Source organism: Microscilla marina ATCC 23134 (assembly GCF_000169175.1).
Taxonomy (GTDB): Bacteria; Bacteroidota; Bacteroidia; order Cytophagales; family Microscillaceae; genus Microscilla; species Microscilla marina.
The window spans coordinates 162262-183527 of sequence record NZ_AAWS01000014.1 but is presented as its reverse complement, the minus strand read 5'-3'; the positions used below and the strand labels follow the sequence as shown (position 1 = coordinate 183527).

General features: G+C 37.0%; 15 protein-coding genes. 10 read left to right on the top strand and 5 right to left on the bottom strand.

Annotation, left to right across the window (positions count from 1 at the left end; all coding sequences use genetic code 11):
* Positions 1-100: 100 nt before the first annotated feature.
* The 3 genes from M23134_RS15200 to M23134_RS38225 all read left to right on the top strand — a co-directional run bounded on the left by M23134_RS15200 (position 101) and on the right by M23134_RS38225 (position 6162).
* Positions 101-607 (top strand): DUF6702 family protein, encoded by a 507-nt coding sequence (locus M23134_RS15200; RefSeq protein WP_002697620.1) that lies wholly within the window; start codon positions 101-103, stop codon positions 605-607.
* A 934-nt stretch (positions 608-1541) separates the two neighbouring features.
* Positions 1542-3701 carry a hypothetical protein gene (locus M23134_RS38230; protein WP_157558496.1) on the top strand — a complete coding sequence of 720 codons (2160 nt, stop codon included), beginning with the start codon at positions 1542-1544 and terminating at the stop codon, positions 3699-3701.
* A 565-nt stretch (positions 3702-4266) separates the two neighbouring features.
* On the top strand, positions 4267-6162 hold the full coding sequence (locus tag M23134_RS38225; RefSeq protein WP_157558495.1) for a hypothetical protein: 1896 nt from the start codon (positions 4267-4269) through the stop codon (positions 6160-6162).
* A gap of 342 nt (positions 6163-6504) precedes the next feature.
* Here M23134_RS38225 and M23134_RS38220 read toward each other — a convergent pair whose 3' ends face one another.
* Positions 6505-8904, bottom strand: coding sequence for a GAF domain-containing protein (locus tag M23134_RS38220; RefSeq protein ID WP_002697610.1), 2400 nt, complete (start codon positions 8902-8904; stop codon positions 6505-6507).
* Between the two features lie 1012 nt (positions 8905-9916).
* Here M23134_RS38220 and M23134_RS15180 point away from each other — a divergent pair.
* The 5 genes from M23134_RS15180 (at position 9917) to M23134_RS15160 (ending at position 14985) form a co-directional block, all read left to right on the top strand.
* Positions 9917-10642, top strand: coding sequence for a glycosyltransferase family 2 protein (locus M23134_RS15180; protein ID WP_045113664.1), 726 nt, complete (start codon positions 9917-9919; stop codon positions 10640-10642).
* Positions 10643-10697: 55 nt separating this feature from the next.
* Positions 10698-11555 carry an SAM-dependent methyltransferase gene (locus tag M23134_RS15175; RefSeq protein WP_002697608.1) on the top strand — a complete coding sequence of 286 codons (858 nt, stop codon included), beginning with the start codon at positions 10698-10700 and terminating at the stop codon, positions 11553-11555.
* A 120-nt stretch (positions 11556-11675) separates the two neighbouring features.
* Positions 11676-13394 (top strand): glycosyltransferase family 39 protein, encoded by a 1719-nt coding sequence (locus tag M23134_RS15170; protein WP_002697607.1) that lies wholly within the window; start codon positions 11676-11678, stop codon positions 13392-13394.
* Positions 13395-13552: 158 nt separating this feature from the next.
* Positions 13553-14209 carry a TetR/AcrR family transcriptional regulator gene (locus tag M23134_RS38215; protein WP_002697606.1) on the top strand — a complete coding sequence of 219 codons (657 nt, stop codon included), beginning with the start codon at positions 13553-13555 and terminating at the stop codon, positions 14207-14209.
* Positions 14210-14511: 302 nt separating this feature from the next.
* A complete protein-coding gene (locus M23134_RS15160) occupies positions 14512-14985 on the top strand; it encodes a hypothetical protein (protein WP_002697605.1) in 474 nt (157 codons plus the stop codon).
* A 61-nt stretch (positions 14986-15046) separates the two neighbouring features.
* Here M23134_RS15160 and porV read toward each other — a convergent pair whose 3' ends face one another.
* Positions 15047-16249, bottom strand: coding sequence for a type IX secretion system outer membrane channel protein PorV (gene porV / locus M23134_RS15155; protein WP_002697603.1), 1203 nt, complete (start codon positions 16247-16249; stop codon positions 15047-15049).
* An 882-nt stretch (positions 16250-17131) separates the two neighbouring features.
* Positions 17132-18358 carry an oligosaccharide flippase family protein gene (locus M23134_RS15150; protein WP_045113636.1) on the bottom strand — a complete coding sequence of 409 codons (1227 nt, stop codon included), beginning with the start codon at positions 18356-18358 and terminating at the stop codon, positions 17132-17134.
* A gap of 343 nt (positions 18359-18701) precedes the next feature.
* On the opposite strand from M23134_RS15150, the gene M23134_RS15145 reads away from it, so the two are divergent.
* Positions 18702-19229, top strand: coding sequence for a SiaB family protein kinase (locus M23134_RS15145; protein ID WP_232296808.1), 528 nt, complete (start codon positions 18702-18704; stop codon positions 19227-19229).
* Positions 19230-19432: 203 nt separating this feature from the next.
* Complete coding sequence (locus M23134_RS15140; RefSeq protein WP_002697598.1) at positions 19433-19861, top strand: DUF1987 domain-containing protein; 429 nt, start codon at positions 19433-19435, stop codon at positions 19859-19861.
* A 91-nt stretch (positions 19862-19952) separates the two neighbouring features.
* On the opposite strand, the gene M23134_RS15135 is transcribed toward M23134_RS15140, so the two are convergent.
* Together M23134_RS15135 and M23134_RS15130 are read right to left on the bottom strand one after the other, a co-directional pair.
* Positions 19953-20750 carry an arylamine N-acetyltransferase family protein gene (locus tag M23134_RS15135; protein ID WP_002697597.1) on the bottom strand — a complete coding sequence of 266 codons (798 nt, stop codon included), beginning with the start codon at positions 20748-20750 and terminating at the stop codon, positions 19953-19955.
* A gap of 15 nt (positions 20751-20765) precedes the next feature.
* Positions 20766-21170 carry a VOC family protein gene (locus M23134_RS15130; protein WP_002697596.1) on the bottom strand — a complete coding sequence of 135 codons (405 nt, stop codon included), beginning with the start codon at positions 21168-21170 and terminating at the stop codon, positions 20766-20768.
* Between the last annotated feature and the right edge of the window lie 96 nt (positions 21171-21266).

Genomic DNA, 21266 nt, shown 5'->3' with positions numbered 1-21266 from the left:
TTATAAAAAATATTCGAAACTTCCGGTAAAATCTTTGGCAAAAGGTTTATCGGAAGTTTTTTTATGTGCGTTACCTTTCTGTAAACCATTATCTATCACAATGAATATACTCACTACTTTACTCATAAGCATTAGTTTGGCAAGCCATGCACCAATACACTCCAACAAACACGAGTTTCACACCAGTATAGCTGAAATAGAATACAACAATCAATCAAAGGCATTTGAGGTCAGTCTCAGAGTTTTTATTGATGACTTTGAAAAAGCACTGGGCAGTTTATCGGGCAAAAAAGAAACACTCGACAAGTCGGACAAACACCACCAGCTAATAATGAAATATATTCGTCAACGCTTTTTTATTACAAACCGTCGGGGTAAAAAAAAGGAGATGACCTTGATAGGCAAGGAATTTAAAACCGACGCAGTGTGGCTTTATATAGAAATCCCCTTTAGAGAATCGCTGCGTAAAGCAACGTTTACAAACTCGATATTAATGGAGCATTTTGACGATCAGGTAAACATTATAAACCTCCAATATAAAGGTAAAAAAGAATCTTTTCTATTTCGCAAAAACAAACTAGTACAAGGGGTTAATATAGGCAGATAGGTTGTATCTCCTCACTGAATGGAGTGCTCACTATCTTCTTTTAGCTCCTTTTCTTTGCGTCATCAATTTACTAAGTACTAAGGCAAAACTATATACACATTAAATGCCTATTTGTACCTACTATGGGAGGCAAAGTAAAAGCATTAAAACAAATCACTGAGAGAAGGTTATAAACACTCCAATTCCAGTTTTTTAGCCACCGTTGTCACATTATCTAATCGCATCTCTATAGTTAGTTGTATCAATTGATGGATGGATGGGTAAAGCATTACCAGCTTGATGACTTATCTAAACTATTTACCAAACCAGGTCAGGGAAGAAAATTGATACCTTACCCAAAAATTGGTGCCTTATAGGTGCGCAAAGTAGTAGAAACTGAACGTTAGCTATTTATCAATTTCACGGAGTTTGAACTTTAGGTAAAAATAACTTTGCTATGTTGCTTATCCGTTATATATAAAACGTAGGCTTTCTTTTTTAAGATTGTTTATAGAGCCACTTCACCACTCGAGGCAACATTGGCTTCGTTGAGCACCTAACACTCTACAAGGAAAATCACTCCATTCAAGCCACTTTCAAAAAAGAATCCTAACACGCTCCACCCCTCACTTATAGCTTTTCTTGATTGCTTACAAGTAACTCACTATAAATGACTTACCACCTTTTGTTAACAATTTGTGCTCCCTTGATGCACCTTTGTAATGCTTTGCCAGATGCTTAACTTCCCTTATTGCCTTAACTTAATAATAGGTTCAAAACCAAGCGTCCAAAACCACAGTCAAAACGTGAAGTTATTGGACAACAGTTTTTTAACAGTACACCGCTAAACATTTTCAAAACAATGCAGAAAAATCTCAACAAATCAGAAAATGAACAACAGCCGACCAATCAAACAATAAGGCCGCAATTATCTACTCCAACAAAGGTCACCCAGATGAAGAATCCTTCCAAAACGTTCACTACTAAAGAAGGACAAAAACCACCCATACAAGCTAAACAAAGACCGATACAGGCTAAACAAAGGCCGATACAGGCTAAGCAAAGGCCAATACAAGCTAAACAAAGCCCCATACAGCGTAAACCAAATGTAGACAACCAAGATCTTAAAACCCAAATGGGCAAACAATATGGGGTAGATTTATCAGGTTATAAGGAGCACCAAAACTCTTCGTTTCCGGACAAAGTAGGGGCACAGGCCACCATTCAGGGCAAGGACATTCATTATGCCTCTGGGCAGTTTACCTTACAAAACCGTAAGCACGAGCTAGGCCATGCTATAGACAATACCCTCAATGGCACCCCTCAGGGCAACACTACCATACAAGGGTACAACATAGACACCACCCGCGAAGAGGTTGCAGACAAAATTATGCATACGCCTTTGCAAAAACAATCAGACGATACTACTCCCGTAGTACAACAAAAAAGCAAAAGTAGCGGAAAAACAGTATTGCAACGCAAAGGAGAGAAAAAAGCACTAAGAAATACCCTGGAACCCAACCCAGACTTGGGGTATAAACGCATGCGCCGAGGAAACCGTAGAGGATCAGTCAGCGATACTCATGGATTAAGTACAGTAAAGGTAGTTTATCTTCGTAATTATACGGACATGCGAGAAACTACTGTTAATAATAAGACTCTTAAAGATAGTTTCTTCAATAGGGAACTGAAAGCTCAAAAACAAGCCATAGGTCAATGTTTGCCTCATGGTACTGATGTAGAAAAATGGATTACACAAAACTACAATGCACTGACAGCCTATTTGTTTAGTTACCTGGGCGCAGGCAACTGTGGCACGTTTGGCAGTGTTATCTTTGAGCAACTTATAGCACACACCACCGATCAATTGGTGGCCAGATGCAGCATGGTTGATACCACTGAGTATTATGACCATGGCTTTACGGTTACCTTACCCGCCAATGCCCAGTTTGTTAACCTTCAGAATGCGATTGTGAGGGTCACCAAGGACAACAGAGGGAATATTCAAACAAAACATCGAAAAACTGTGCGCGTTCTTGCCAATAGTGTAGACCCAAAGAAATGCACAATCGTTGATGGTTGGAATAATTATCAACTGCAGACTCTTGATCAGTTTCAGCAAAAAGACAACGTTTATGGTAGTATTTTAAACAATGCAAATATTCGTGTACAGAGCTACAAAAGAGCCACTGGTTATGACCCTGTAGAGCCCATAAGGGAGATTCTACAAAGTATAGGAGATGGTTGTCTGCAAGACTTGGAACAACAAGTAAAGAATAATAACCAACAATTCATTAGAAACCCCTGGAGCAACTGGACAAAGTATCCACGGATACGAAACTATAAAGACACGAAAGATGGTTATGACACCGTCTCAGACCCTAATTTTGATGAGAACAACGCTACGGACAATCAAAAACTCAAGCTTAGCTATATATTCGATTTCCCTGGGCGAAATACTGTGAATGATCAAAGACCATTGGGCACACAGTTAGAGGATCCGGATACCACACGTCAAGAAATCGAAGTTTTGCTAAAGGATATAAAAGACTTTGATATCGCGGAAAAAGAAGAGCTGATAAAGAGTTTTAACTGGAACAGGTATCAGGAAATGTCTATGAGTATTAGAGGTAATCTGTATAAGTTCGTGCGTAGCACAGCCCCTCTAACAAGGTTATTTCTTCAGACAATAAATAATAATAGCCACAAGGTCAAGGAAGTTTTGGGAGGGGATAATTTATGGAAAGGCAGCTTGACAAGAACTCAAAAAGCCCAGGCAGGTTTGCTCCTTAGCGCACTAAACCCTCAAGATGCTTTTGAATTTTTAGACGGCCTGGATTCGGATAAAAAACGTGCTAACTATTTGAATGAGGTAGATACAGACCTCCTAAACCTTTATTATCAAAGAGGAAACAACCTAATAAACCCATTCAATGATATCCCACGAAAGTCAACCATTATTAATGGTCTGAACGAAAGAGCATTTAAAGCCTATGCCACAACGCTCAACCATCACCAACAAGAGACACTGAAAAGCTATTGTAATGATCAACACAAAGTTTGGCTGAAAGAAGCAATAAATCTAAATAACATCATAGACAACCTGTCATTCTGATTGATTTTATCGGTTTTTGGCTTAGTCGTTATTAAGCATAGCTTTTATTTTCAAAAAATCGGCCTATTCTACCCAATGGATAGACCGATTTTCTTTTTTAAGGTGTTTTCCTCCTCCATAATAGAGCCACTTCACCACTCGAGGCAACATTGGCTTCGTTGAGCACCTAACACTCTACAAGGAAAATCACTCCATTCAAGCCACTTTCAAAAAAGAATCCTAACACGCTCCACCCCTCACTTATAGCTTTTCTTGATTGCTTACAAGTAACTCACTATAAATGACTTACCACCTTTTGTTAACAATTTGTGCTCCCTTGATGCACCTTTGTAATGCTTTGCCAGATGCTTAACTTCCCTTATTGCCTTAACTTAATAATAGGTTCAAAACCAAGCGTCCAAAACCACAGTCAAAACGTGAAGTTATTGGACAACAGTTTTTTAACAGTACACCGCTAAACATTTTCAAAACAATGCAGAAAAATCTCAACAAATCAGAAAATGAACAACAGCCGACCAATCAAACAATAAGGCCGCAATTATCTACTCCAACAAAGGTCACCCAGATGAAGAATCCTTCCAAAACGTTCACTACTAAAGAAGGACAAAAACCACCCATACAAGCTAAACAAAGACCGATACAGGCTAAACAAAGGCCGATACAGGCTAAGCAAAGGCCAATACAAGCTAAACAAAGCCCCATACAGCGTAAACCAAATGTAGACAACCAAGATCTTAAAACCCAAATGGGCAAACAATATGGGGTAGATTTATCAGGTTATAAGGAGCACCAAAACTCTTCGTTTCCGGACAAAGTAGGGGCACAGGCCACCATTCAGGGCAAGGACATTCATTATGCCTCTGGGCAGTTTACCTTACAAAACCGTAAGCACGAGCTAGGCCATGCTATAGACAATACCCTCAATGGCACCCCTCAGGGCAACACTACCATACAAGGGTACAACATAGACACCACCCGCGAAGAGGTTGCAGACAAAATTATGCATACGCCTTTGCAAAAACAATCAGACGATACTACTCCCGTAGTACAACAAAAAAGCAAAAGTAGCGGAAAAACAGTATTGCAACGCAAAGGAGAGAAAAAAGCATTAAGAACTACCCTGGAACCCAACCCAGACTTGGGGTATAAACGCATGCGCCGAGGAAACCGTAGAGGGTCAGTCAGCAATACTCAGGGATTAAGCACAATAAAGGTAGCTTACCTTCGTGATTATGTAGAAACATGGACTTGGGAAAAGAAGTCTGATAATGACAATAAAAAAGTGCCCCAAAAGGGCAGCTTTTTCATACAAGAATTAATAGCACGAGAAGACGATATACTCAATTGTTTGCCTAAGAAAACTAATTTCAACGCCTGGGTTTCCAAACACCATAAGGCGCTGAAAGCATACCTGTTTAGCTACCTGGGAGTAGGCAACTGTGGCACATTTAGTCAGGTTATTACTGAACAACTGAAAGCAAACACTACTGATCAATGGGTGGTTCAATGCAGCATGGTTTCTGATATGAATTACTATGACCATGCTTTTGTTCTTACCTTGCCTAACAAACCTAAGAGGGTTGAGCTTAACAATGCAATCGTGGGAATAACCCGGAATGGAGGGGAAGTAAAGGATCGTAGAGAGACCGTAAATGTTCTTGACAGAGATATAAACCCTGAAGAGTGTACAGTGGTAGACGGTTGGAATAACTATGAGTTAATGACACTTAAGCAGTTTCAAAATGGGAAAAACCCTTATAATAAGGAGCTGAACAATTCAAATATTCGTGTAGAAAAGAAGCATAAAGCTACTGGCTATGACCCTGTGGCTCCTATAAGGAACATTCTGCAAGACATTGCAAAAAAGTGCATGCAAGACCTGAACCAACAGTTAAAGGAGGATAAGCCACAAATCATCCAAAAGCCTTGGGAGAACTGGACATCGTATCCACGGGTACAAAACTACAAAAAAAAGAAAGATGATGTTCTGGCTGTTTTATCCTCTGATTTTGATAAGGAAAATGCCCCCAAAGAGCAACAAGAACTCCATAGACTTATGTACGACTTTCATGGAAGTAATACTATTAATGATCAAAGACCATTGGCCACACAATTAAAAGACCCAGATACCACGGATCAGGAGCTCGAAAAGTTGCTGCAAGGTGCTGTAAATTTTGATGATGATACAAAGAAAACCGTAATAAAGAGTTTCGACTGGGACAGGCTAGGAGAAATACCAAAAATAGTTAACACTTACCTATTTGCGATGGTATTTATGGGTAACTCTAACTCTACCTCTATGACAGAATTGTTTCTTCAAACAATAAATAATGATGCCAACAAGGTTATCAAAATTTTAGGTGGCGAAAAGGACTACAGAGCAATCCTTAAGATCGTCAAAGAAGAGAAGAGAAAGCTATTAAACCAAGTACTGAATAACAACAATGACAACAGTAATTAGTACACCTACTCCTAAATTTGTAAAGTCTATTTTATGTTTTTTGTTCAGTATGCATCGAAATTTAAAAACCAAACCATGCTAGTTCACTGTGGAATAAATTTTGAAATTCGTCAGAAAACAAAACTCACTTAAGTGTTCTATTTAAGAGCAAATGTACTGGTTTTATGCCAACATTGCATTTTAGGGTAAAGCGGTAGCGCTCAACAAAACTGTGTTTTTTCAAAAATGTATATTGGTTATCAGTACTTTATGATTTTTTGACATGGTTCATTGAACAGACTCACAAAAACAGCCTAAAAGTTATCTTTTAGGCTGTTTTTGTTATTTTAGTTTATTTATGGCTTATTTTTTTCTGCGCCGTCTCTTACCCCCATTTTGTAGTTGTGTAAGCCGCTGTTTATAAGCTTCAATAGAGGCCTCTCTTTTTACAAGTTCCCGTTTTAAGTCCATCTCTGCGCGCTTCGATTTTGCAAGCATATTATGCAATAGCTTTTTTTGACTTTCTCTTATCTCTTTGGCTTTTTCTTCTTCTTGCAATTTAATTTCTTCTACTTCCTGATCTTTGGTTCGTAGTTTTTCTTGGGTAACAACCAGCTGGTCTATACTTTTCTGTAGGTCACGTTCTGCTTTTCTCAGTTCATCTGCTTTATTTTTCAGTTCCAGTTCCTGAGACTTAAGTAAGTTAACATTTCGGTTTACCACCATAATCATACGTTTTTTACCCAAATCAAAAGCATTCATTTGAACTTCTGCATTGATGGTTTCACCTTGAATGGTTTCATATTGCCACTCAAAAATAGTGGCTCCTGTATCAAGGGTTTTCTTGACATGTGCTTTCAATAGTTCACTAGACCTTTGCCCATCGGCTTGCTCATTGGGAGAGTAAGAGTCAGGCATGCGGTCTATCATGTCTACCTTATCTTTTACCCCAAACATACGCAAGGCTGCATCATTACAGTCTATAATCAGGTTGTTCTCTATCAACCAGATGGCATCACGGTGGCGTTGATAAACCACCGTTTTCATGTCCATTTCACGCTGCGCCTGCTTAAGCTCTTCCAGGTTTTTACGTAATGTCTCTTCTCGTTTTTCTACACTCTCACGTTTTCTTTTTTCATCTTCGAGTGCCTTCTCCAGTTCTGTCTTTTGTTTGGTAATCTTTTGGTTTTGCCTTTCTACCTCATTTTGAGTCGCTACCAACTCTTCAAGATTCTGGCGCATTTCTTCTTCCTGAGTTTTCATCTGTTCACCCAGTTGTACCGACTCTAGTAATAGTTGCTCTGTACGTTTACTTGTTTTGATAGAAGCGAATGTAGAAGCAATGCTTTCTCCAAGTTTTTCAACAAAATCAATTTGAAAAGGTTGGAACTGATAAAAAGATGCTAACTCTACTACTCCAAAAATCTCATCGTTCAATTTAAGCGGCACAATCAAAATACAACGAGGGTTTGAGTCACCCAAACCAGAAGTAATGTTTACATAGTCATTGGGTACATCAGTAATATACACCGTGCTGCCTTCTTGAAAAACCTCTCCAACCAGTCCTTCTCCTTTATGAATGACTTTGTCTACATACTTACGTTTTTCGAAAGCATAGCTTGATAGTAGTTCAAGGTATGGAGAGTCGCCTTGGCGATCGTTCACAATAAACAATCCACCTTGGTTGGCATTAGTATATTTTACTAGGTTGGCAATAATATCATACGTAAACTCTTCTACTGCCCGATCTTTATCTTCACGCAAAATATTGGCAAACTTGGCCAAACCTTCAGATATCCAGTTACGCTGTCGGTCACTTTCTGCCACCTGACTCATTTTGTCACGCATCTCAAGCAACGCCCCCGTCAGTCGGTCGGCTCTTTGTAGCCCATTATCAACGCTTAATTGATACTCTACATCTAGTTTACCCTCACCTATAGCAGTAATAAAGTCAGTTGCATTCTGGAGGTTTTCAAATAATGTATTGATTGCGTGGGCTACCTTACCCAGTTCATCTTCTCTTTTGTAAGGCACACGTTGTTCAAAGTCGCCTTCGCTAATAATATCATCAATTTTGGCAATTTTTGATACCGGTCCTATTACTACATAATCTATGTAGAGATAACCTAAAAACAATAAAACAATATTGGCACTAAAAAGAGCAATGAGAATGTTTCGACGCTTGTCGTGTTTGTCAGTAAAATACCTTAAATCAGCCTGTACCAGCTTGCTATCCTTTTCGTACATATCGGATGAGTTTTCAAGCAAGTATTCTATGGCTTTTCTGACGTTTGAGTTGAGCGTTTGGGTTTTATCATCAATGGTTTTGAGATTTGCTACAACCTCAGCATTTTTTTTGTAGAGTTTCCAGGTTTCCTTTACTACACCAAGCGTAATTTGCACCGCTTTAGGAGCTGGCTTGTCAATATGCACTTGTTCATTATCTACATCAACATATCCCCCTTTTTCAAGTGCCATCAAATAGCTATTATGTTTATCTACAGCCTGCTTCAATTTTGTTTTTAACTCAGGGAGGTTATCTCTTCGGTTTTTGATTTCTAAAGCATACAACGCTATTTGCTGCGATAATGCTCCATTTTTTCCGGCAATATTTATGGTTTTTTCCGAAATTTCAATCAAAGAGTTATTATAGTATTGTACATACAAAAAGTTTCCTGTGATGATGCCTGTTAAGAAAATAACAAACAAGGTTAACTTTAAACGAATAGATAGGTTTTGTATGTTTTTTATCCTCTTAAGCATATTTCATTTCTTTTTCAATTGCTTTCCGTCTTGTAAAAGGGTGTTGTTAGTCGAGTCTTAGTCTGCGCTAATTTCAAAAAAAAAAATCAGTACTGCTATTCTTTAAGTAGCTTTTTCGCAGTAAACAGGAGATTATTTTTGATTAGGTAATATAGTGAAAATCACGCCAAACTTAATATAAGAATCAATAATTTTACTTTACAGGCTTAGTCAGCTATAAGGTAATGATATGCTTGTTGGCTTCTTACATTATGTTTGTAAGCCTGGTTGTTCTTCCCAAACATCTCTGCCATTAAATAATGAAAGATTTTGACGGTTCAATGATTCAAAAGACAACCTTATGTATATAAGTGTAAATAATGAAAGATTTAAGTTGCGCTTATTGACTAAAAAAAAAAGAATAACTTATAAATTACAAACTAATGTATAACTTTGCAAGTCTTTTGGAAGAAAGATCCAAAGCACTACTTATACATTGCTCAACTTTCTTCTAAATAGTCATAAGGTTCTTTTAGGAGTGGACAAAAAATAACTTTTCATATTTAAAGGTAATTTTTCCTCTTGGCATTTTATTGCTCTGGCAGTTCCGCCGGGATTGCACGCTTTTAGCCAAAGGCAAAGCTCCTATTCTAATGTATATCAAAACCTTAGAGCTTGTTTAAATTTTCGCGTTTAGTGTGATTTTCGATGAGTTTTGTGCTCAGATGCGTTAAATTTTGAAGTAATAGCAGCGCTATTGCTGATAAATTTAGCAATATATGAGTGCAAAAATCGCGTAAAACGCCTTTTAGGTGAATTTTAAACAAGCTCTTAGCTACTGCGTGATCTTTTTTAAAAGAAGTCAGGGGGAGTAAAGCATAAGAAATTTAGTTTACGGTGTACTTATATACAAAAAATAAGCAAAACCAGTTTGGGATTCCCTTTCTCTTCTACTCTTTGTTGAAAAACACAAAGTAATGAAGGTTTGCTGGCTTTTTATCATCCCCATTTTAACGGGAAAATTTTTATACAAATGAAAATTAATAAGCTATCAGTCATTATTCCAGCTTATAATGAGGAGAAAACAATTCACCTTATTCTTAACAAGGTAAAAGATGTTCAGCTGTTAGATAATATCAAGAAAGAAATTGTAATTGTTAACGACTGCTCTAAAGATGGCACTGAAGAGGCTATTCAGAAATACATAGAGGCAAATCCTGAGCTTCATATTAGTTATTTTAAACACGAAAAAAACCAGGGAAAAGGTGCTGCCCTACACACAGGTATCCAAAAAGCCAGTGGAGAATACCTGATTATTCAGGATGCCGACCTGGAGTATGACCCCCGCGAGTATAATATGTTGCTTAAACCTGTACTTGAGGGTTTTGCTGATGTAGTATATGGTTCAAGGTTTATGGGACACAACCCTCACCGAATTCTCTTCTTTTGGCATACCATCGGCAATAAATTCCTGACCTTTCTATCTAACATGTTTACAAACCTTAACCTGTCAGACATGGAGACTTGCTATAAGTTGTTCAAAACTGATATGATTCAAAATATCAATCTAAAAGAAAAAAGGTTTGGGTTTGAGCCTGAAGTAACGGCCAAAGTATCCAGAATAAAAAACGTGAGAATTTACGAAGTAGGTATTTCTTATTATGGGCGGACTTATGCTGAAGGCAAAAAAATTAACTGGAAAGATGGTTTCAGAGCAATTTACTGTATCCTTAAATATAACATCTTTTCAAGAAAATAATATTACGCTTTAAAATTAGACACTCTAAACAATTATATTTTACTCACAACATATCATGGGTTTATTCAAAAAAAGACAAAAAAAACTTGACTCACAGGAAGTAGGCTTGGACATAGGTATGATTTTTCTCAAGTTTTTCTTAGATACAGAATACCTTCACTATGGGTTTTGGGAAAATGGGCTCGAGCCCGAAGTAAAAAACTTGCGTGCTGCTCAAATCAACTATACCAATCATTTGTTTAGTCACATTCCCGAAGGAGTAAAAACAATTTTAGACGTAGGCAGTGGTACAGGCAAAGTAGCAGAGCAACTAATAAAGAAAGGCTATCAGGTAGATTGTGTATCACCCTCCAAACGTTTGACAGCCCGGATTAAAGAGTTACTAAGCGACAAAGCAGAAGTTTTTCATGGACGCTACGAGGATGTAAAAATTGATAAAAAATATGACTTGGTCCTTTTCAGCGAAAGCTTTCAGTATATTGACATGCAAACCAACTTTGAGAAGTCAGCACAGTACCTCAAAGAAGGCGGACATATTTTAATTTGTGATTTTTTCAGGTATCAGGAGCACAACCATCGCCCATTGGGGGGAGGACACTGGCTAGACCAATACAAAGAAATTTTAGCCAAGCACCCATTTGATATAATCAAAGATGAGGACATTACTGACAAAATTGCTCCTACAATGACTGTAGTAAATACTTTTACGATGGAAGCTATTCGTCCTTCGTTTGAACTAGGAATGGATTTATTCCAGGATCGTTTCCCAAGAATACATCGTTTTGTAAACTGGAAGTTTAAGAAAAAACTAGCAGGAACTAGGGAAAAACATTTTAAAGGCGAACGTAACGAGGCAAATTTTAAGAAGTTTAAAACTTACCGATTGATATTGTTACAAAAGCGCGCTCATTAGTCAGTGTATATATAATGTGATCAGTACCTGTAAACTTATGTTACAGGTATTGGTACTACTTATATCAAAAAAAATGTATTTGGCGCACGCTGCTACACAACAAAGAGACGAAAAGAATAAATGATAAAGAAGTATATAAATTATTTACCTTTTGTAGGCATTGGCATCGTATATATTGCTGGTGCTTTTTTAGATGTAATGGATATTGACGCCTCTCAATATGCTGCTATGTCAAAGGAAATGATGGAAACTGGCGAATACCTGCAGGTAAAAGAGCGCTCGCAAGACTACCTTGACAAGCCCCCTTTATTGTTTTGGGTTTCCGCTTTGTTCTTTAAGTTATTTGGAGTATCAAACTTTGTATTCCGAATTGTCCCCATTATAGCTTCTTTTATAGGGTTTTATGCTACTTATCGCTTAGGTAAGCTTTATTACAATACCAGAATAGGCTACCTGGCGGCACTGGTGCTGGCCTCTTGTCAGGCAATGTTTCTGATGAATCATGACATACGCACTGATACTATGCTCACTGCAGCTACTATATTTGCTATCTGGCAAATTGCAGAGTTTAATGAGTATAAAAAATGGCTCAATCTTATTCTCGGCTTTGTAGGCATTGGTATAGCTATGCTTGCCAAAGGTCCCATAGGGTTGATGGTACCTGTGCTGGCCTTTTCGGTGCACTTTATTCTCAAACGTAGCTGGGCAAGCTTTTTTCGTTGGCAATGGTTGGTAGGACTCGTTATTGTGGCATTGATGTTACTTCCTATGAGCATTGGTTTATATATGCAGTTTGACGCTAACCCTGCTTATGCAAACCATCCAGACAAAAGTTCTGGACTCTACTTTTATTTCTGGAAACAAAGCTTTGGTAGGCTTACTGGCGAAAACACTTTTGCTTCCAATGATGCACAAAACCCTCCTATATACTTTTTAGCTCAAAATTTTTTATGGAGTTTTCTACCTTGGGTATTGATCTTTGTACCTGCGCTTTTTCAAAATATTCGCCAATTATTCCGACAAAAATTCAAAATATCGAATAATAATAAGCATAAACAATTGCCAGAAGGGATTACTACTGGGGGGTTTGTTTTACCGTTTCTAGCTTTGTCACTATCCTCATATCAGTTACCTCACTACACCTTTGTTGTATTTCCACTGGCCGCTATTATACAAGCTCGTTATTTACATAAGGTATTGTATGAGCCAGCCTATAGGAGTAAATGGATGCGGGTAAATATGGGGCTACAGATTTTTACTATCATTATCCTTTGGGCACTGGCTATCATTCTTTCAACCTGGGCTTTTCCTTTGCAAAATATACTCACATGGGGAGTAGCTATTGCAGCCCTGGCTGTTAGTGTGTACTTTCTTATTACCCGAAAAAATGCATTTCAAGCTCTTATTATGCCCTCACTGATGACTATCATGGGAGTTAACTTTTTAATGAATGCCCATGTATACCGTAACCTATTTGAGTATCAAACAGGCTCAGTTATATCTAAATATGTGGCACAAACAAGAGAAATCAAACTCAACCGTTTTTATGTATTTGGGCAAGATTTGCACTTTGGTTCGCTTGACTTTTACCGTTCGGGGTTTACAAAAGATTTAGTAAACTCAAAAGATTTATTAGATTTGGCAAAAGAAGGTACATGCTGGATTTACACTAACGAGAAAGGTTTGGCAGAAATTAAAAACCTACGGCAGAAGACAACAGTGATCAAAAAACTTAAGAAATTTCCAGTATCTATGATCACGCTTCCCTTCTTAAACCCTGAATTAAGAGACAAAGAAGTAACAAAAGTATTTTTGGTGAAGTTCTCTTTGACTAAATAATATTTTGTCTAAACTGATATATCAACAACAATAACTAAGGCCTGGCTAATATTACGAATTTAACAAATATATGACATAAGCCTAACTCCACTAAGTATACCTCGTATAAAAAATAGGAGTTTTATTATTTCACATGTTCTTAAATTTATTTAGTAGCTATGCCAAAAACAGCATTTTGGAAACTACCCTTTGCGAAGCAAAATCACTTCATTGAAACTTCTATCGAAGAATTTTCAAACCAGAGCTATGAGAACGTTTCGGTCAAGTACATCAGCCAACAAATTGGAATAGCCAAAGGTACTCTTTACAAGTACTTCGAAAACAAAAAAGACTTGTACTTGTTTTTGGTCGAGTACGCCATTACGAAGAAATATCAAACCATTGATCGCTTACTGCAACAGTCCAATGAAGATGAATTATCTGAAGTTTTATTACAAATCTACACAAGCACAGCGCGGTTTGAGGTTGATTTCCCAGTATTGAGTCGTTTTTTGTATTGTGTACACCGCGAACATCCTCACCACGAGCTAGGCAACCTCCCCCAATTATTAAAGAAACAAGCTTGTAACCATTATCGGGCAATCTTGCATGATCAACAACAAAAAGGCAATGTTAGGTCAGACATTCCGTTAGAAATGTTAACATTTTTCGTAGTACAACTTGGTTGGGGCATTAGAGATTATTTTTTAAATAATCATTCATCAGCTTTTATCGAAAATGAAAGTTCTAAAAGCAAAACAGGGGCTAGTTTAAGAGAAATCGCACATAGTTTTGCTTCACAACTGACTTTGTTGGTAAACGAAGGAATAGCTTGAAAACTACTTTCGTTTTATACCTAATCTACACTGTACTACTCCTTCTGCCAGTTATATCACTCCTCTATCATTTTTTGCCTCTTCTAAGTATTACTTTTTTATAGTGAAACTTGCATCCCACATTTCCTTAAACTTTTTTATTAAAAAAACAAGAACTTTACGACAAAGTTATCGTTAAGACATACGGACTAAGAACACATGAGGGCCTTCTTTGATTTATCATATAATAAAATACTCTTCAGAACGTACTAAGGGTGTTTTTAATAAAAAAGTGCAAATTTAACTACACCACAACTAAACACATGAACAAAAAAACAAAAATATTATTTGTCATTTACCTAATTGTAGCTCCTACTGTATACTTTATTTCTTCGGCACATACGCCAAGCAAGCAACAAAAGGTAAAACAACAATTTGTCAGCCAACTGCCAAACAATGCAAAAGATCAGTATACAGCCATTGCTTTTATAAATGATGATGCACGCCAATACCAACATGTTTTAACCAAAATATTTAAAGGTAAGAAAATAAAAACAGTTTTTTTTGTGGCAGAGCACCAACAAAAGGTGGCTACCCATGCATCTTTGAAAAGCCAACAAGGGATGTATGCAAACAATCGTTTTTTTAAAAAGGCAGGTATAAAAATTGACAACGAAACTCCATCTATGCAACTATTTATTGTTGACAAACAACACAAATTGGTGCTTCATAAAAAGTACAACAACCCATACACCATTCAACCAAAACAATTGTTTTCTTATTTGAAAACCCTATAAAGAAAGCCCTTGCTGTTAACAGTAAGGGCTTTCTTTATAATAAGATATATATCTGCTTTTTTTAATCATCACTCTCATCAATGGTGACTTCAGGTTCACCAAAATTCACAATCATTCCAATTCTAAAAGTATCTGACAATGGGTGTTGGTGCTGCGCAGTTAAAACATAAGAAACATCTACCTGTACAGCTTTATACTTTACCCCCATGCCTAAAGTAAAAAAGCGACGATCACCTTTGGTGGGGTTTTCAGAAAAGTAACCCAAACGAGCAGCCACTGTATTGTCATACCAATACTCTAGCCCTACTGCCCAAGTAATTTCCTGCAATTCTTCGCGCCAGCCTTCTGGAGCATCAGCAAAAGATTCGACAATGCCTCTAATCACAGGTTTATCTTGAGTGCTTCCTTTAATAATTACACCTTCTGGGGTAACTACCGGAGGAGAAGGTACCAACAACTTATTGAAATCTACTCCAACTGTCAATAACTGAAGAGCGTCTAAATGCAAGCCAACAGAAGTGCCTAACCGAAAGTTGGTTGGTATTACTCCTCTTATTGCTTTATCATTATATGAAATTTTAGGTCCTATGTTAGAAATATGCGCACCTACTGCCCAATCTACTGGAACGGTGCCAAAATTTCCTTCATTTTTATAAAAGACAGAAATATCTCCTGATCCAGTGGCTCCTGCCTGGTTTTGGAGTTGAGTGGCACTCAATACATCGGCAGTAACATTAGAGTGGATAAAGCGACCACTAACCGCCGCACTAAAATGATTGGATAATTTGCGGGAGTAGGCAAAGGTAACGGCAAATTCACGGGGAGAGACTTGCTGACTGATTTGTCCGGAGGCGTTTACAAAATCTAAATCTCCTAAATCAAAATAACGTACTGCAATGCCCATGCTTTGATTCGAAGAAATCTTATAGTTACCCGTCAGATGATAGAGATAAAGTCCTTCTGTCATCACCTGTAACCAAGGGGTTTGAGCAAATGAAAACGAGGCTTTGTTGTCGATAAAAGCTAGTTTGGCAGGGTTCCAATATATGTCATTTACATCTGACTTGGTAGCCACCCCTACTTCTCCCATTCCTGTACTTCGCGCATCAGGTGCTATAGTGAGAAAGGGTACTGCGCTTCTTACTGCTCTTTGTGAAGTATTTTGCCCAATGAGAGTGGTAAAGTTTTGCCTTTGAACCTGACCATAAGCCTGAGTGATCATAACCAATGCCCATACAAATAATGTGGCAGATTTATGCAGCATTATCACAATGTTTAATTTTACAAAACAGTTCTCTACAAATGATTTTTATAGCCAACTGCTCTAGTAATCATATCGAGCCTATTTATACCCATTAATTGATGGCTAAAGACTAAAATTTTCTTCAATACCATCAATGCTTTTAGTAACATGTCTACCCATGGATGGGGCTTCGGTAAACCTTAGCAATAGCTATCTGGTTTAGCTTAAAACTTCTTTGCCTTGTCTAACTTCGAAATTTTTTCTAAAACCTGGACGCTTACTTTGAACAAATTACTTAGCGATGGATACAATTGGTTTTTAATGATTACCTGTGTTCCGAATATTAATTAACAGTAGAGGTGTATATCTATAGAGTAAGGTTTTAGAGATTTGGAAAAACTTTAAAGGATGAAATCAGGTCCAGCCTAACATCACCTAAAATGATATTCAGATAAGCTTTTTGTAGATAATACATATTCTGAAATAGGGTAACAAGATTGCTACCAAGTCTATTTGGGCAGTTGTATTATGTCTTTGTATGTGGTTAGAGGAAAAACACATAATATGCTTTTCACTATGATATTCAAAGTTAAAATATAATTACGTATGTAAGTTCGTTTCAAATATATTGTTCTTAAAGATAAAGTATTTTGTGGCATATTCATAGAAACAGCTACAAATACTCTACTGAGTGCAAATATAAATACGATAAATTCAATTATATAATATATTTGCCATAAATATTTCTTATAAGTAAAAATACAAGTGTTTATATCGTCAAATCACTCTTTAATTTAAGTTTAATTGCTTGAGGTTTACCCAAAACAACACTAATTGATGTGTTATAATAGTATAGAGTTGTTTGAGCAACCCTCTCCCCTACAACCACTGCATAAATAAAAGTCAGTCTAATTTGCTGTTTAATTGATAGAGCTTAAAATTAAATATAAGCCACAAAAACAATTCAGTACAAAACAACCCCAAAACTGCCCCATATCCAGCAAAGTTATAAATCAATATCAAACTTAATATAATATGAAAAACGGCCCCTATCATTGACAAAACAGTATATGTAAACTCTTTGTTCGTGACTAATAAAACCTGGCAAGCAGGCAAATTAGCCACTGCCAGCAGTGGAGTAAAGCTCAATATTTGCACAAAAAATGATACCTCAGGCAATACTTTACCAGCAAAAAGATACACTACTTCAGGGGCAAAAAAATAAAGTATGCCTGTGGCTGGCACCACAAAGACCAATATTAACTGCAAAAATCTTTTAAAAAAATGTTTCAACTCCCATAACGACTCGTTGGCAAGTTGTGCTACTCTAGGGTAAATACTTTGATGAATCACAACTACTGCTTGCCGTGCAATCATAAATATACGATCGGCAATACTATATAAACCTAAAGTTTCATTCGTAGCAAACAAACCCATAATAATCACCGTAGAATTAAAGGTAATAATGTTGGTAATGTTTGCCACAAACAAGTGGAAGTCTTGTCGCAATATATGACAAATAGATTGATAAGAAGGCTTATAGAAACGAACTTTAAAACGAACAATCATTACTCCCCACGCACCCAAGCCAGCAATCATGCTACCCAAACCCCAAAACAAATTGATGAAAATATAGTCTGACTTTTGGTGTACAAACAATACAATCCCTACAATCAAAAGGATTTTGGCGAATAAATTAAAATAAACAAGGTAGGGCATTTTCTCAATCCCTTGAAAAAACCATACAGGTAATAAAATTTGCCCTAATACAATGGCAAAACTACCATAAATCAGTCGGCTATTATTACCCAAAAACGGGATCGCTTGCACTAATAGAAACAATAAAAAAAAAGATACTAACCCCAAAAAGATTTGTGTATAAAAAAAATCACTTACTTTTTGAATACACTCTTTAGGTTTGGTTTTGTATAAACGGGCTATTTCACGCGGGGCAGACAATGAAAAACCGTAGTTGGTAAATACCACCAGGTAGAGCATCAGACTTTGAGCAAAAATGAGTAAACCAAAGTTGTCGGTACCTATCAAACGTATAATATAAGGATAGAGTAGCCAGCCAAGGACAAGGTTACTTAATTTCAAAAAAGACATTGAAGCAAAATTTTCAATCATCTTTTTATCAAAAAACAATATTTTACCTATATATCTCAAACTATCATTGTGATTATACTACCTGTACTATATCTACTAAAAAACGCTTAATAAAACACCAGACACTTCACTTTAAAAACAAAATGATGGTCTGAATTTCGCATAATTTTTGATAAAACCCTTCAATATCTACCACTAGGTTACTTTTATGGAAGTGATTATGCTTAAAAACCAAAAAGCGTAGCTTTAACTTTATATATTCATATTTTTTCATGTATGTTCAATTTACGTAGCTCAAGCTGATGAATATGCAGAAAAACTATTCAAACTAGTTATACTAATGTTGGCGACCATTGATATTTGCATGGCTAATTCTTTTATGTATCATACTGACTTTCAGGTACAGGCACCTATTATTACCTACAAGGGGCCTATTACGCATGAATTAATTGCCAAAATTAAGGGTTATATTCAACGCACCTTTAAAAAAACCAAAGTCCACTACAAGCTATTAGCAATATTTATAGAGTTAGCTCAAAATGTAATTGTTTACTCAGAGGAACAAAACACGTTTATTGGCAACGAATCGGTAGGCACCCTTATTATAGACGAACGGGATGATTGCTACTTACTTATTACAGGCAATACTGTAAGCAACTCCTCTGTAGAAACACTTCTCGAACGTTGCGAATACATTAATTCTTTGGACAGAGATGGGCTCAGAAAGTTTAAACGAGACTTACGCAAGAAAGACAAGGATCAGAAAAATAAAAGGGCAGGTATTGGATTAGTACAAATGGCGCTGCTCTCTGGACACGGACTACAGGTAATAGCAGAGAGAATAAACGATGAATTTACCTATCTTGGGTTTTGTGTAAAAGTGATGAAATAAGCTTTATCAGACTATCACCTTGCAATCATATGCTTCAAAAGAAAGATCCTTCCCATTTTCTATTTTTAAAGCTATTTTTTTTATATTTATGATCTAAACCTTACATTATCATAAATAATAAAATGATTATTCATTGATTATTATACCTCACCAATTAAAGTAAGATGGGTAATGTATATAAAAGAATAAATAAAGGTTAGATCATGAAAGATTTGTATATAGAAGGGACCAAAGGAGTGTTTTTCACACCAACTATACGTTTGAACGCCAAAACGGGCAAGTGTGAGATTCTAGGTGAGTCATACATTGAGGATGCACCTCAATTTTATGAGCCTATCCTTAACTGGATTGACACTTATGTCAAAGAGGTTAAGGGGACACTTACGTGGGATTTTCGTCTGGTATATTTCAATACAAGCTCTTCTAAAACTATATTGAATCTTTTGCAAACACTTAAAAACTATGAAAAACAAGGGGGCAAGGTAGTGATTAACTGGTATTATCCTGATGATAACGATGACTTGCTTGCCGAAGGTGAAGATTTTATAGAAGATAGTGGTTTGCAAATTAACTTGATTCCTTATATACTTGAAGATGAAGACGAAGAAGAAGATGAATTTACCCTAGATTAAACGTTTATCAAAGAACAAAATTAAAACAGCCCCATCAGTATTTTTATTGATGGGGCTGTTATGTTATTACGTAGCTTGTGTATTTGTATTTTTACCTTACGCCAAACGGTGGTTGATATGGTTGATGTAAAACAATACTAAACTGCTCCTGTAAAACCTGCAAAAACTCTTGCTCATTGGCTAGTGCAACTACGGTTTGTTCTTTGCCCACGCGGGTTTTAAAGTTCAAATCACTTAAAGTGATGCGTCCTTGTGGGGTAGAAACAGAACAAACCCGATTGTGTGTAAAATGGGTATCAGGCGATGTTTGCATATAATGACAAGCACCCTTAAAATCATCTAGTTGGCGAGGGGTTAAGGTAAACTTCCACCAATGCTTATAATTTGCACCTCCATCGTCCGATACAGCATATTGATAATATGTCTCATCTAGTTGCTTTAGGCGATAATACCGCCCTTTTTGCACTTGAACTTTGTCTGGTACAAACTCAATCGGATAAACGAAGTTATCACCAAACCCTACATCTACCAACCACCTTTTACCCTCTAACGCCACCAAATTAGTCAAATGCCCTAGTGGTATACCATAGTCGCCCTGATCGTTGATGACGGCAGCTGCTAGTATAGTAACATCAAACCCTATTTGCCTAAGTGCCCAGTTGAACAGGCCATTTAACTCAAAACAAAACCCTCCCCTGTTGTCATTCACTATTTTTTTGTAAAACTTTTCTACGTCCACCTCTATGTAACGGTTGTAATGAATGTCGAGATTTTCAAAGGGTACTTGGTGCATGTGAGCATAGTGAAGTAACCTTAAAGTTTCTAAGTTGGCCAAAGGCAATTTACTTCCTTTAAAACCTATTCTATGAAGGTATTTTTGTAAATCCATTGCGTTGGTTTGCCTTTATATATTTTTGGTCAGGTCATTCTTCTTCTTTTGTACCCGCCAAGGTGGGTTAATTCGGTTTTCACCTGCATAATAAAGACATACTACATTACCGTCAGGGTCGTTGATATGAGCTTCGCGCCAAAGGTAGCGTTTGTCGGTGGGCAACTCGGTAAACTCTAGCCCGGCAGTTTGTAACTTGGCTACCTTAGCATCTAAATTGTCACATTCAAAATATACCTTCGTACCATTTTGTGGGATCGCTTCATTGCGGAGGGCTACCGAAAAGGTAGCCTGCCCATGGTGCACCAAAAAGCGGGCATAGTGGGGCGTGTCTACTATAAGCTCAAGACCTAATGTAGTATAAAAATCAACTGACTTTGCAATATTGGTACTCGATACTGTAATTTGATTGAGGTTCATAGTTATCAATGTTTATTATCATAACTCACGTCAAGCGTGTGATTTGTTTTTTTTAAAAAAAGCCAACCTAAACAGTTTAAATCGTTTTTTGTTGGC